Source organism: Corallococcus sicarius, assembly GCF_003611735.1.
Classification (GTDB): Bacteria; Myxococcota; Myxococcia; order Myxococcales; family Myxococcaceae; genus Corallococcus; species Corallococcus sicarius.
The window spans coordinates 1-14094 of record NZ_RAWG01000030.1 but is presented as its reverse complement, the minus strand read 5'-3'; the positions used below and the strand labels follow the sequence as shown (position 1 = coordinate 14094).

The 14094-nt window shown below is 70.0% G+C and carries 9 protein-coding genes; 3 read left to right on the top strand and 6 right to left on the bottom strand.

The window, feature by feature from the left end; genetic code table 11:
* Window positions 1-29 precede the first annotated feature (29 nt).
* The 4 genes from D7X12_RS06925 to D7X12_RS06910 form a co-directional block, all read right to left on the bottom strand.
* Window positions 30-1568, bottom strand: a complete 1539-nt coding sequence (locus tag D7X12_RS06925) for a fibronectin type III domain-containing protein (protein ID WP_120624467.1) — start codon at window positions 1566-1568, stop codon at window positions 30-32.
* A gap of 141 nt (window positions 1569-1709) precedes the next feature.
* On the bottom strand, window positions 1710-3239 hold the full coding sequence (locus tag D7X12_RS06920) for a hypothetical protein (RefSeq protein ID WP_147443551.1): 1530 nt from the start codon (window positions 3237-3239) through the stop codon (window positions 1710-1712).
* 179 nt (window positions 3240-3418) lie between these two features.
* On the bottom strand, window positions 3419-3961 hold the full coding sequence (locus D7X12_RS06915) for a DUF2378 family protein (protein WP_120624465.1): 543 nt from the start codon (window positions 3959-3961) through the stop codon (window positions 3419-3421).
* Between the two features lie 176 nt (window positions 3962-4137).
* A complete protein-coding gene (locus D7X12_RS06910; protein WP_120624464.1) occupies window positions 4138-8088 on the bottom strand; it encodes a bifunctional serine/threonine-protein kinase/formylglycine-generating enzyme family protein in 3951 nt (1316 codons plus the stop codon).
* 64 nt (window positions 8089-8152) lie between these two features.
* On the opposite strand from D7X12_RS06910, the gene D7X12_RS06905 reads away from it, so the two are divergent.
* A complete protein-coding gene (locus D7X12_RS06905; protein ID WP_120624463.1) occupies window positions 8153-9088 on the top strand; it encodes an RNA polymerase subunit sigma-70 in 936 nt (311 codons plus the stop codon).
* A 14-nt stretch (window positions 9089-9102) separates the two neighbouring features.
* Here D7X12_RS06905 and D7X12_RS06900 read toward each other — a convergent pair whose 3' ends face one another.
* Complete coding sequence (locus D7X12_RS06900) at window positions 9103-10194, bottom strand: ADYC domain-containing protein (RefSeq protein WP_120624462.1); 1092 nt, start codon at window positions 10192-10194, stop codon at window positions 9103-9105.
* 249 nt (window positions 10195-10443) lie between these two features.
* Between D7X12_RS06900 and D7X12_RS06895 the strand changes: the two genes are divergently transcribed.
* Entirely contained in the window at window positions 10444-12135 is a 1692-nt protein-coding gene (locus tag D7X12_RS06895; protein WP_147443550.1) for a hypothetical protein, read from the top strand.
* Window positions 12132-13250, top strand: coding sequence for a hypothetical protein (locus tag D7X12_RS06890; RefSeq protein ID WP_120624460.1), 1119 nt, complete (start codon window positions 12132-12134; stop codon window positions 13248-13250). Before D7X12_RS06895 ends, D7X12_RS06890 begins: the two co-directional genes overlap by 4 nt.
* Before the next feature lie 120 nt (window positions 13251-13370).
* On the opposite strand, the gene D7X12_RS06885 is transcribed toward D7X12_RS06890, so the two are convergent.
* Window positions 13371-13994: a DUF5953 family protein gene (locus D7X12_RS06885; RefSeq protein WP_439329354.1), complete on the bottom strand. Its 624-nt coding sequence runs from the start codon at window positions 13992-13994 to the stop codon at window positions 13371-13373.
* Window positions 13995-14094 lie beyond the last annotated feature (100 nt).

Below are 14094 nucleotides of genomic sequence, written 5' to 3'. Positions count from 1 at the left end.
GGGGGCCTCTTGCTGTCTGCTTGCCTTCGCTACGGCGTGAACGTCGTGGGGTTGGGCACGGCGGGAATGGTCACCGCCTGGCCGTACACGAGGGTGTTGCCCGTCACGGTGCCGGTCGCGTTGAGCCTGCTGCCATCCAGCAGCGTCCCGCGGATGCCCTCCACGTTGAAGGTGCACGCCGTGTCGCAGTCATAGGCGACCAGCTTCGCGGCGTTGCTGGAGTACACTCCGATGTTCTTCGCCGTCGTGGCGCCCGAGCGCATGAAGAAGTGGCCGTCGCGCGGCTGGTAGCTCGTGACGTTCTCGACGCGGGGCCCCGGCGTGACGGACTGCCAGAGGCGGAAGTTGCGCTTGCACTCGGCGGCGACGGTGTTGCGGATGAGCATGTTGCGCACCTTGGTGTCGACGCAGCCGTCCTCCGAGCCCCGGAAGTAGCTGTCCTCCAGGAGGACGTCGCTCGCGGAGCTCTCCCCGTCGATTCCATCCCCCTGCGTGTAGCCCGTCTGCATGCCGATGACGTTCATCACGGTGGCCCGGCGCAGCGTGACGTTGTTCGTGGTGTCGTAGAGGGCGATGCCCACGGGGTAGTCACTCCCCTGCCCGCCGATCAGCTCCGGCTGCATGTCGATGTAGACGTCTTCGACGAGCGAGTTGTTCGTGTGGGAGGCGAGGAAGATGCCGCCGCGCGTGAACTGCAAAATCATCGCATCGCGGATGGTCAGGTCCGTGAAGGCCGCGGTGGTGGAGCGCTCCACGTCCACGCAGGTGGCCACGTTCTCCGCGCGGAACTGGCGCAGCGTCACGTGCGACACGGGCGAAGCCGACTTGAACGCGAAGCACGTGCCCACGTGGCGGAACTCCAGGTTCTGGAACACGAGGTTGCTCGCGCGCACCTGGAAGGCCACCGGCCCCGTCTTCGCGCGCGTGGACGCCTCGAAGGTGGACTGGAAGACGGGCCGGCCCGCCACGCCCTTGATGGTGACGGGAGCCCCCAGCGCGCCGCCCTGGGACACGGAAGTCCCCGTGCCGTAGATGCCGCCGTGGATGCACACCTGGCCCCCCGGGCCCACCGCCTGGATGAACGCGTTCAGGTTCGCCAGCGTCCCGGCGCTCTGCGCCGTCAGGCCATCCTTCGTCCCCGCGCCGGTGACGGTGATGTGGCGGACCGCGTTGCCCGAGCACTCGTCCGCCGTCGGCGTCGCGTACAGGCCATTCGAGTACGTGGAGGTCGTCTCGGCCGTGGAGCCCTTGATGCGCACGTGGAACTCGTAGCGGGTGCCGTTGGTCAGCCCCGTCACGGGGTAGGTCGTGGCCGTCCCCGCGCTCCGGTACACCCAGCTGCCGTCGGCCACGCGGAAGCGCACCTGGTAGCCCTGGGTGCCCGCGGGCCCCGCGCTCCACTGGAGCGTCACCTGTCCGTTGCCTGGAACGGCTTCGAGCAGCGTCGGAGCGGTGAGGGCCGCGGTGGACTCACCCAGCTCCTCCGCCGGGACGAGCTCTCCCCCCTCTCCCTGGGGCTGGGGACCACAGGCGAGCGAGAGCAACAGGGCTCCCGTGAAACACAACATGCGACCGCGGGTCTGGAAACGCGTCAAGGGCTGCTCCGGGTGTCTCGGGCCGTGATGCGACGGCGTGCCCCTGGAGCATAGAACAGACACGAAGAACCCCGGCCGCTCGGATGGCGGCCGGGGAGGTTCGGAGAGGCCGTGTTACCGGCCGTTGTACTTGAGGTCGCGCGGGTTGACGGGCGGCGCGCCGTGGAGCGCGTCCGCGGCCTCGAAGGCCTGCATTCCGCTCTTGCCCTGGGTGGCCTGCTGCCAGGCCGGCAGCGACTTGAAGGCGAAGACCATGTCGAAGTCGAGCGGCGTGGTGCCCGGGTCCAGCGGCACGTTGCCTGGCTGGTTCTGGAACCACTTCATCCAACCCGGCGAGCCCGGGACTTCAATCACCAGTGCGTCGCCCACCGTCTGCGGCGGGAGCGTGGGGCTGGGGAGCAGGAAGCTCTTCATCGGCCACTCGGCCACGCTGTGGCAGCTCATGCAGGACGAGGCCGGGACGGACGCGACCTGCTGGCCGTTGTAGTAGGCCGGCGCCACCACGGCGCCGTCGTTCGGGCCGGAGAGCCGGCCGCCCCACCCGAGCGTCGCCTTGGAGTACGCGGGCGCCACCGGGTTGATGACCGTCTCCATGAGCGGCGCGCTGGGGTTCTGCGTGGAGTTGACGTTCGGATCATCCCCCCACATGGCGCCCAGCGGGATCATCTTGGCCCACGCGTCGCCCGGCACGCGCTTGTCGTAGACGAGCGTGGAGAACACCCAGCCCGTCTTGGGCGCCGTCTTGGTGTCCTTGACGATGATGTCGAACTGCATCACCGACGCGTTCATCACCTGCGGCGGCGCCGTCGGCGGGCCATTGGGCGGCACGACGTAGAGCGGCCAGGTGGTGGCCCCCTCCATCACCGGCCAGTCCTGGGCCAGGGCGCTGGTGAGCGCCGCCTTGACGACGATGGAGCCCTCCGGGAACTGTCCGGACGTGTTGGTGAGCGTGGGGTTCATCGCCGTCTTGCCCCACACCTGCCCCAGCGCGTAGGCCGCGACGTCGTCGTAGTAGGTGAGGACGTACGTGGTCATGTCCACCTTCAGGCCGGACGCGGCGAAGGTGTTGGCGGGGAACTCGGAGCCCACGTAGGTGCCGTGGATGCTCTCGCGGATGGAGGCGAGCCACGGCTCGTTGTACCAACCCGCCTGCGCCGCATCCCACTGGGGATAGTTGTAGAGCAGCGTCTTCATGTCCGACGCGATGTAGTCCTTGAGCGCGTTGACGTACGCGATCGCGTTGTCCTTCCCGATGGGCCGGCCCTTCAGCGCCGCGATCCACGGGGGATTGGCGGGCGGGGCGACGGGACTCGTGGGGTAGTCATGGCTCAGGTTGAACAGCGGCCCCGAGTACTGGGATTGGGCGGGGATCTGCCCGTTGTTGTCCGCGAAGGGGTTCGCGTTGACGGAGTTGAGCTCGAAGGCGCGGCGCACCGCGGCGAACGGCGTCTTGACGTCGGTGCCGGGCCGGGCGTCGGGGGTCTTGGACGAAGCAGGGACGACCTTCCCGGCGGCGGGCTTCTTCGGAGCCGTGGACTCGGCCGCGTTGGCCTCCGGCACCTTGCACGCGGAGAGGGACAGCGCCAGGCAGCCCGTGAGCCCCACGGCGCCGGACAGCAGCAGGGATTGGCGAGAACGCTTCATGGAAGAGCAGTCCTTGGAAAAGGGGTGCATCGCAGCCCTGGACTGCACGAGGCGAGCCACTTCCCTGAATTCCCGTATCTCGTCTGGGGATGGCACCGCCTGGAGGGCCGGGCCCCCGAAAGGACGGGGGCGGCGCGTCTTTGTGGAAGGCATCCGCGTCCGCGCGCGACGCAGCCGTCTCAGGGGTCCCAGCGGACGCGGTAGGAGCAGCCCTGGCCGTCGAAGTCGGCCGGTTCGACGCGCAGGTTCCGGGCGCCCGCCCGGGCCAGGCTCGCTTCGATGATGCCCCGCAGGTAGCCCGGGTTGCCGTTGCACTCGCTCACCCGGATGAGGTGGTCCGCGGGGCCCCGGGAGATGAGCTCGCTCTTCTGGTAGTTGTTCACCGTCTCGAAGCTCTCCTGGATGCGGACGACGACCCGCTCGGGCCCGAAGATGGGCCACATCGACATGAGCGCCTTGCCCAGCTGCGTCTGGGCCAGCCCCTGGATGATGCCGACGCCCAGCCGCCGGTAGCCCTCCTCCGCCGGGGCCTCCGGGTGGAGGTGCTGCACGGTGATGCGGAGCGCTTCGGCGAAGACCTGCCGGGACGTGTTCGGGGGCACCTCCGCGTCCAGGTCCATGCCGACCTCGCGCAGGCGGAGCTTCAGGTCCGGGGTGAGGCGGCTGCCGATGGAGCGGAAGAGACCTTCGACGGTGTGACGGTACACAATCTCTTCAGCCACGAATCACCTGTCCCAGCGCGGCGGCCCCATGACGCAGCGCGCGCGGAGTGTAACCCATCGGCTTCGAGGCTCAAGAGGCCCACCGCCCAATGGCATACGCGTGGTGAGCTTGCGGATGACGGCCGGGTGCTCAACGTCGTCGGGAACCGATGAGCTGAAGCCTGTCGTGAGGCCCACTACCGGGGTTCGAACGAAGCACAGACGCGCGCGCCGATCCGGACGTCGCGCGCCGTCGGGTCCCCGGGGGACAGGTCCGCGCTGGCCGCAGCGAAGAAGTCGTAATACCAGGAGCCGCCCCGGCTCACGACCCGGCCGAACTCCGGCGTCACGGAGCGCGTGATCTCATAGGCATTGCCCACCATGTCTTCCAGGCCGAAGGGGCTCACGGAGACGGGATGGGAGCCCACCGGGTCGGGCCCGAAGGCCAGGGGCAGCCGGTCGTAGGTCGCGTCGATGTTCGCGTCGTCGGGCTGGAGCTCGTCGCCATGAGGATAGCGGCGGCCATCCGCGCCTCGGGCCGCGCGCTCCCATTCGTGCTGTCCGCACAGGCGGGCGCCCGGCAGCCGCTTCGTCTGGTGAAGCCAGTAGAAGTAACCGTCCAGGTCCTGAGCGGACACGCCGGACAGGGGAAGGCGCTTCCAGTCGACGGTGTTTCGCCGGGGCCGCCCTGCGTAGACGAGGGGCTCACCCTCCCTCGCCGTCTGGAAGAACTCGGGTGAGTGATAGAACGTGAAGCGCCATTCCCCCTTGGGGTGCTGCCGCAGCGTGACCGCCCCACCGGGGCCGAAGCGCGGCTCTTCGAGGATCCGCCTCGCGGGTGCGTCGGGAGGCAGGTCGTCCAGGTAGGTCAGCCAGTCACCGAACGTCACCTCGTTGCGCCCGATCACATACCCGTCGGAGAGACAGTACCGATGGAGGGGCGCACTGTAGGAGAACTTGCGCACCATCTCCGGCTCGGAGCGGCCCAGGAGGAAGCACCCGGGCGGGATGTAGACATGACCCTCGGGGACCTCGGTGGGAAGCACGAGGCGGATGGTTTCGCGGGCGCCGTGCGTGAGGAGCAGCGGCAGGTCCACCGGCACACGCCCTGGCTGCGTGACGTGGAGCACGTAGGAGCCCTCGGGAAGGAAGAGGCCCGCCAGGGGCGTCGGGCCCAACGGCCCGATCCCGGCAACGGGCTCCCGGCGGAACGTTCCCTCCTTCTGGGTGTAGCGCTCGATTTCGACCTGGGCGCCAGGAGGCGTGGTCACGACCTCGAGCTGCGCCGGTGCCCGCAGGCCGCGCAGCCGCTCGCCGCCCACCTTCGCGGTCTCCACCTCCTCCGTCAGTCGCCGCATCCACTCGTCACGCTCATCGCGCAGGAGGAAGTGCTCGGCGAGGAGGACGCGTTCATGAAGGACCTCCGTGACGAGCCGGCGCAGGTCCCCGTGGTGCCGGTCGCGATCCAGGCCCCGCTCCAGGCTCCGGTTGGCGCGGGTGTAGGCCGCATCCGCCTGGCCCCGCAGGGCCAGCGCCTCGGTCCATCTGCGCTCGGCGAGCTGACGAAGGTTCGCGGGTCCCGGCGGGGCTTCGAGCTTCATGGAGGCCGTCGTCCGACCATCGAACAGCGTCATCGCCTCCTCGCGGCCCACGCGGGCCTGCTCGGCGAGGGCGCGGCCCGCGATGAGCGCCTCCCGCGCCGTGCCGACTTCGGCGGCGATGAAGCGCGAATCCTCGAGGTGCTCCTGCAGACGAAGCCCGCCATAGGAGGCGAGGACCGCGAGCGCGAGGACCAGCAACGCGAGCCCCTTGCCCCAGCGCGCGCGGGCCACGGCCCGGTGGGACGCACGCAGGAAGGCGTGCTCCCGCGACCCCAGGGTGGAAGGCTCCAGCAGCCGCGCTTCCTCCAGCTGCCGCTGCCCCCAGAGGGCGTCGCTGGCACGCCGCAGCCGCTCCCACTCCGCGCCGGCCGCCTCCACGCGCTTGCGCAGCACCCGGTGTCCGATGTCGTCATCCAGCCAGTCGCGCAGCGTGCCCCAGCTCCGGATGAGCGACTCATGGGCGATCCCGCAGCGCGGCGGTCCCCCCTCGGTGCGCATGTGCAGGAGGCGGCCGTCGACGAGCGCGCGAAGGGCGGTGCGCGCCGCGGTGTCCGAAGCCTCCGCGAGTTCCTCCACGCCCCGCTCGATGCGCGTCCCCTCCCCCGTCACGAGCTGGAGCAGGAGCCGCCGCGCCGCCGCGTGCTCCTCGGGGCTCAGCCGCGCGAGCACCCCGTCGGCATGCCGGGACAGCGCTCCGGCCACGCCGCCCATCGCATCCAGCGCCTCCCGCGTGATGCGGCCCCGTGCGGGATCTCTCCGCTCCCACAGCTCCGCGAGCGCGAACTGGAGCAGCGGAAGACTGCCCACGCCGTGCGCCGTGGAGGCCACGAGTGCCTGCACCAGCGCGTCGGACTCGAAGGCCACACCCTGGGAGCGCGCGGGACCGACGATGGCCTCGCGGACGCTCTCGGGTGACAGCGGGCGGAGGATGTAGAGCGCCCGCTCGGCCTCGTCCCCCAGGCCCGGGAGCGCGCACAGGCGCGTGAGGTAGTCCCCGCGCACCGCCATCAGCACGTGCACCCCCGAGGACGGCAGGGCCAGCTCCCCCAGGAGCCGGGCGAAGTGCGCCGCCTGGACCGGCTCGGCGAGGGTGAGCAGCTCCTCCAACTGGTCAATGAACAGGAACAGGCCGCGCCCGCGGGAGTACGTCTCGCGCAGCGCCTGTCCCAGCCAGGCCGGCGTGGCCACCAGCGCTTCGACGAGCTCCGCTTCCTTGCGCCCGAGCAGCGGCGCGAGCGCGGCGGCCAGCGCGTCGACGGGGCGGCTCCCCGGCCACAGCGTGACGATGAGCTGCTCACGGCCTTCGTCCAGCGCCCCCGAGGCCACCCGGGGCAGCACCCCGGCGCGGCACAGCGACGACTTGCCGGCCCCGGAGTCCCCGGCGACGAGGACCAGCGGGCGCGTGCGCAGGCGCTCCAGCACGGCGCGGATGTCGGCCTCGCGCCCGAAGAAGAGCGCACGGTGTTCGGCCGCGAAGGGCGCGAGTCCACGATAGGGATTGCCGGCCACCAGCGGCGCGGGCGCGAAGGAGCGCTCCAGCCGCTCCAATGCCTCGCACAGCGCCTCCGCGGAGACGAAGCGCTCCTGCGGATCCACCGCGAGGCAGCGCGTGATGATGGCGGCGAAGTCCGGGTCCACCTCCGCGCCGAGCGCGGCCCGGGGCAAGGCCTCCCGCGACCGTGGCACCTGCCCCGTGCACAGCTCGTGGAGGATGAGGCCCAGCGCATACAGGTCGCTTCGCACCGTCGCGCGGCCCCCGGCGAGCAGCTCGGGCGCCAGATAGGGCGGCGTGCCGACGAGGAGCCGCGAGCCGGAGGCCCGCTCCGCGCCCACGTCGAAGCGCTCGGCCAGCCCGAAGTCGAGCAGCTTCACCTCCCCTTCCCGGGTGACGAGCGCATTGGAGGGCTTGAGGTCGCGGTGGAGCACGCCCTGGCGGTGCGCCGCCGCGAGCCCCCGGGCCAGCCCCACGCCCAGGGACAGGACCCGGCGCCACGGCACCGGCAGGGGCAGCTCCGCGAGGCTCTCGCCGACGACGTACTCGGAGACGATGTACGGATGGCCGTCCACCGCGCCCACGCTGAACACGTTGACGATGTTGGCGTGCTGCAGGCGCGCGAGCGCCCGGGCCTCGGTGGTGAAGAGCTCCCGGACGAGGGCGTCGGGCTGCGCGGAGGCCATGAACTTCACCGCCACGCGCCGATCCAGCGAGGTGTCGTGCGCGAGGAAGACCATGCCCATGCCGCCACGGCCAATCAGCCGCTCGATGCGGAACGCGTCAAAGGTCTCCGGCGGTATCCACGAGGGTCCCGGCCCCAAAGCGGTGTCCTCCAGCGCCGGGGTCTCCGCGACCTCCTCCGCCGAGCGCTGGATGCCGGGCGTGAGCAGGGCCACGAGGCTCCGACAGGCGTCGCACCCGGCGGCGTGCCGGTGGACCTGGCTCAGCGCCGCGTCCGGCAACCGGTCCTCGAGGAACTCGACGAGGACGTCGTCCGTCAGGCAGGAGGAAGGGAGCGGATTCACGGAGTCGGAAGCCCGCACGCTAGCCATGCGGCGTACATCCTTCAATGGCATGCGTTGGGGACTGGGAATGGCGCATGCTATGGGCCAGGGTATGCAACAGGTGCCCGAGCTGGTCGCGACGTTCCTCGCGCACACGAAGGTGCGCTCCGTACCCCTCCCGGAGGAGGAGGCCATGGCCCTGGAGTCCCTCCTGGTCCATGCCTGGGAGGAGTCGCGCGCACGGTGGCCCACCGTCGCGCTCCCCGCCGCGCTGTTCGTGCGGCACGTCGCCGAGCGGCTGCCCCCGCCGGGTCCCTCCGAGGCCCTCGCGCCGCTCCTCACCCGCCTGTCCCTGGTGGAGCTGTACCTGGCGTGTGCGTGTCTCCAGGGCATGGCGTCCGCGCACGAGGCCTTCGAGCGGGCCTACCTGGCCCGGCTGCCGGAGAAGCTCCGGGGCCTCAAGCAGGCCGACACGGTCATCGACGACGTCCGCCAGAAGGTGCGCGTGAAGCTCCTGGTCGCCACGCCCGAGCACGCTCCGCGGATCGCGGACTACACGGGGCGCGGCGCGCTGATGAACTGGGTGCTCGTCATCGCCGGGCGCACCGCGAACAAGCTGCGCGCCTCGGAGAAGCTCGGCCCGGAGGACAGCGCGGACGAGCTCATCCAGGCGCTGCCGGGACAGGGCCTGGACCCGGAGCTGGACATGATGAAGCGGCGCCACCATGCCGACTTCCGTCAGGCGGTGCGTGAAGCGACCGCCACGCTTTCGGCCGAGGATCGCCACCTGCTCCGCCTCCACTTCGCGGATCGGCTCTCCACCTACGAGATGGCGCCGCTCTTTCGCGTCAATCAATCCACCATCTCCCGCTGGTTGAAGCGGGCCCAGCAGCAGGTCTACGAGGAGACCCGGCGCCGCCTGCAGGAGCGGCTGGGGCTCACCACGGAGGGCTTCAAGAGCTTCCTCGCCTTCGTCGACAGCCAGCTCGACCTGACGCTCAGCCAGCTCCTGGAGGAGCAGGCCAGGCCGCCGCCCACGGACGGCTGACCCCGCGAGGCGTCCTACGGCGCGCTGGCGGATGAGGCGGCTCCCTTCGGCGCGCCATAGGACAGGTTGCGCAGCAGCGCGCTTCCCGGCTCCACGTCCGCGCGGCGCACCGTGCAGCGCTCCCCTTCTCCCAGCGCGACGACGGCGCCCGTCTGGAAGCGCTGGGGGCACTCCTTGAGGATGGTCTCCATCGCGCGGCCGTCCCGCGTGCGGGCAAGGCACGTGGCCCCATCCGGCGCCCACGCCGCTTCGAATGAAGCCTTCGCCAGGTCCCACTCGGCTGACGTCTCGGTGGCCCGCTCGAGCATGCCGAAGCGATCATAGATGTCGATGGTGGTGTCCTGGTGTGTGTGATTGCGGCCGTTGCCGCAGTAGTCCGCGCGAGCCAGCCGGGTGCAGGCCTGATGGAGGTCCGCGAGCGGCCGTCCATCCCGGGAGGTCCAGGGCTTGTAGCCCCATTGGATGCACTTGGTGATGGCGCCGTTCTCACAGGCGAAGGTGAGCTTGCCGGGGGCAGCGACGTGGGCCCCGCTGGAATCCCAGACACCGCTCACCGCGAGGGCGCGAGGGTCGGGCACGCGGTCCACCGCGACGCAGGGGTTCTCCCACTCGTGCGCCACCGCGTTCCAGGCCTCGATGCGATAGAAGACCATGCTCGCATCCTCGGCCGAGGGCTCCGCGCCGCAGATGGCCACCTCCACGGGCTTGCCGTCGCTGGAGGTGCCCTGGAGCACGGTGCCGACGACGCCGCTGCTGACCGCTCCGGCGTCCGGTGGCGGAGAGGCCACGAGGTGCCCGCCTTCGAAGCGCAGGGCCTTCACCCCGACATCCGCCTGTCGCAGCGGAGAGAGGTCCACCGAGACGAGGACGCTGTTGCGCTCGTCGGTCGGCTTCTCGGAGTCCCAGCTGCGCCGGGTGCCCCACAGCATCGTCCCCTGCGGCCGCGCGATGCGTTGGGCGGACTGGGACTGACACCGGCGCGAGTAGTGCTCGGCCCGGGGTTCTCCCACCGCGGATTTGACCGCGGGCTTCGGAGCGGTGGCTCCCGCCAGGGTGGGGACGGACAGGAACAGGCAGACCAGCAGACAGCGCGGCAATGCATTCACGACATTCGCTCCGGTGAGCCCACGGGAAGGGGCTGAACAGGTGCCCTGGACCCTGGAGAGCCCGCGACCGGAAGAATCATGCAGAAAAATCCGCTGCCGCCCTCCACTTCACGAGGACTCGGCTTCTGGTGGGGACAGGAGCGGCATTGACTGGTTTTCATCGCATGGGCCCCCCAGAACGGGAAGCAGGACGAAGCCCCGGGGGTGGCTGTCTTGTCGGGTTCCGGCGGGCTGGGGCAGTGTGGCCGCATGCGAAGGTCCGACCGATATCGCGGGCACGCGGTCCGTGCTGGCCGCGGCAAGAGCCTCCACGATGCGCTCAGCACGCTCCCAGCCGAAGCGCTGCGCGCGGTCATCGCGGAGGCCCTTGAATGGCAGGGTGAGGGGCCGAGAGGCAAGCTCGAGGAGGCCCTGCTTCGGCGCGTTGCCGCCGCGGGCGCGGGGGAGGGATCCGCAGGCCCACCGAGCGCGCGAGTCGTCGACGTGGAGCGCTTCGCCGCCGCGGCTCAGCGAGTCGGGTGCGCGGACCCGTCCGAGGTCGACGACGCTCTGCAACAGGGAATCAGGGCGTCACGCGCTGGCGACCACGCCACCGCGTGCGCCATCTTCCGGGCACTGCTGCTCCCCGTCGCCAACGCGGACATCGACCTGGGGCAGGATGAGCTGGTCGAAGAGGTCCTGTCCGTGGATCTCCAGGACTGCACGATCCGGTATCTCGCCGCCGTGTACATGACGACGCCGGTCGCAGCGCGAGCGGACGCCATCGCGGCTGCAATCGACGAAGTGCCCGGGCTTGCGTACTTCAGCGATCCTGTCGAGGAGCTCCAGGCGGCTCTTGGCGGGACACTCCCTGACAGGGATGCGTTCCTGTCAGCGTGGATTTCCCGCCTCGAGCGGGACGCGAAGCCGGCGTCGCTTTGGGAGTCCGAGAAGGAGCGTTGGCTCCGAGCCGCCATCGGACGCCGGGACGGCATCGCGGGTCTTGAGCGCGTCGCGCGCACGACGAAACACCCCCAGGCCGCACAGGCCTGGTGCGACGCGGTCAAGGCGGCTGGAGATGTCTCAAAGCTGCTCCGGGCCTACGAGGCCAGTGCGGCACTTGTGACGTCCAGGGTCTGGCGTGGGAACTTCCTCGACGGGGCTGCGCTCGCCGCCCAGCTGCTCGGACGGAAGGACGCGAACAAGAAACTCGAGGCGGCGTGGCTCGGCGCGCCATCCGTGGCGCGGCTGCTGCGGTGGCTGCTCGCCGGAGAACCGACCTCCGTGACGATTCGCAAGCGTGCGGCCTCCGCACTGAAGGCAAGCCCGACGAAGGCCCCCCGACTCGTCGGGTTCCTGCACGTACTCGTTGGAGACATCGACTCCGCGGCCCAGCAGCTTGCGCGGGCGCCCGGCCTCGGCTGGTCGAGCGGAGACCATCCAGGCCACCTCCTGTTCCCGGTGTTCGCGTGGATGCTCGGGGGCGCGCCGAGGGGCTCGGTCCGTGCGGAACTCGCGCAGGTGCTCCAGCAACCGTTGGACCTGGAGGACGACGCCGGGTTTGCCCTGCTCGATGAGGTCGGCACGGAGCAGGACGCAGGACCGCGGCTTTCGACCCCGTCGGTCATCGATGCGCTTCAGCGGGCAGAGGTCGTCAGGCACCTCACGGTCCAGGAGCGCGCGGTGGCGCTCACGGCGATGAAGGCCGCGGCAACGAAGCGAACCGATGGGGTGCTCGGCCAGAAGCGGCGCCGCCACTACGGGCATGCCGCCGCGCTCGTCGCCTGCTGCGTCGAACTCGAGGACGGGACTGGCAGGGCCTCCAGTGCCTCGCCGTGGGCCGGAGCGCTTCGTGCGCGGACGGCCCGGTTCCCTGCCTTCGAGAAGGCGCTTCGCGCATCGCTGGCGCAGGCGCGAAGGGCCCCGGGTTCCGTGACGGAGACCGGGGAGGACGACACATGAGCGAGTACCAGTGCTACGAGTTCATCGCGCTCGACCAGCCACTCACGCCGAAGCAGATGGCCGAACTGCGCGGCATCTCCACGCGCGCCGAGATTTCACCGACCCGCTTCTGGAATGAGTACCAGTGGGGCGACCTCAAGGCCGACCCAGCGAAGCTCCTCGCGCGCTACTTCGACGCCCATCTCTACTTCGCGAACTGGGGCACGCACCGGCTGATGCTGCGTTTGCCCAAAGCGCGCGTCGACGTGAAGGTGTTGAAGGGGTACTTCATCGGCCGGTACGCGGCACGTCTCACGCCGACCAGCGAGCATGTCGTGCTGGACCTCACCAGCGAGAACGAAGAGCCCGAGGATGATGAGGAAGGCCACGGTCTACTCGCGGCGCTGACGCCCCTCCGCGCGGAGCTGTTGCGCGGCGACCTGCGTTCCGCCTATCTCGCCTGGCTCCTGGCGGTCCAGGCGGGCGAGGTCCGCGACGATGCCCCGGAGCCGCCGGTGCCCGCGGGGCTTGCCACGCTCACGGCGGCTCAGCAGGCCATGGTGGAGTTCCTTCGCATCGACGTCGATCTCCTCGCGGCGGCGGCACGCGACAGCGCGGAGCCCAATCCAGGCGACGACGCCTTCCGACGCTGGGTCACGCGCCTTCCACCCGCACGGAAGGACCAGTGGCTGCTGCGCGCGGTCGACGACCCCGACCTGGCGCTCGGCGGCGAGTTGCTGCGGACGTTCCGTGCAGAGAAGGCCCCGGGTGGAGCATCCGCGCGCCGCTCGGTTCGTGAGTTGAAAGCCCTCGCCGAGACGCAGCAAGGAATGAGAGAGAAGGCGGAGGCCGCTCGGGCGAAGAAGGCTCGGGACGCAGCCAGAAAGAGACTTCAGCGCAGGCTCGACGAACTCGGGCGTGATGTCGACGCCGCGTGGGTGAAGCTCGAGAAGCGCGTTGCGGCGAGCGCCTACGACGAGGCCGTGACGCTCGCCGTCGAACTGAAGGAGCTCGCGACGCGCGGGGACGAACTCCAGGACTTCGCGACGCGCTTCGAGGCAATGCGCAAGCGGCAGCTCCGGCGGCGTGGATTCTTCGACCGGTGGAAACACCAGGAAGGAGGCGCGAGGTGGTGAAGCAGCCACTCGCGCCTCGCCCGGCACACGCAACTGCTGGGTACGAGCAGTCTCACTCACGCTAGCAGAGAGGGCAGTGGATCCCGTTCCTACAGTCGCAGCGCGCCCCGAGGTGATCGGTCACTGTCCTGAGCGACCACCGATCTTCGGAAAGCGCTCGTAGGCCCGCTTGAGCGTGTCCAGATGGGCAGGGTTGTCGTAATCGAGCGGTGAATCCGTGAGCTGCACGACCCACCCGCCCGACGGCGTGCGGCACGCCCGCGTGAGCAGTTCGGCGTCGCGAGCAGGATCCGGGAACCCGATGGCTCGTGCGGCAGCGGTAGACCAGTAGTTCAGCCACCCAAGGAAATAGGGAGTCTCAGGCGCGGGGATTTTCTCTGGAAGGTTGAGCATGGGAAGCCCACGGGGTGAGCGCTCCGGCCCATGAGGCGAGCGACGAAACTGCTGCGCGACTTCTGAACCATAACTGTTCGGCGACGCATGGCCCCAGAACGAGCGCGCCCCCTCTGCCACGCCCTCAAGGAGAGCCGCCGCTGCCGCGATCACGGGCTCGTCCAGTGGCAGCTTTGCATGCACTTCAAACTGGGCCTGAGCGCCTGGGCTGAAGAGTCCCGATCTTCCCCTTCCCATCACTGTCACGGGGTAACTCTCGTCCCCGTTGCACACAATAGGGAATCCGCCATCCTCAATCCTCTCTATGAGCCACGCGTCACGCTGCCCTCTCTGCCAACGTGAGTGAGACAGTTCGTACCCAGCAGTTTAGTGTGCAGGGCGACCCAGGCAGGGACGATGAATCCGGTGGTGAAAGAGGCTCGGGTCCGGGAGACCGAGGTGGTGGAGAAGG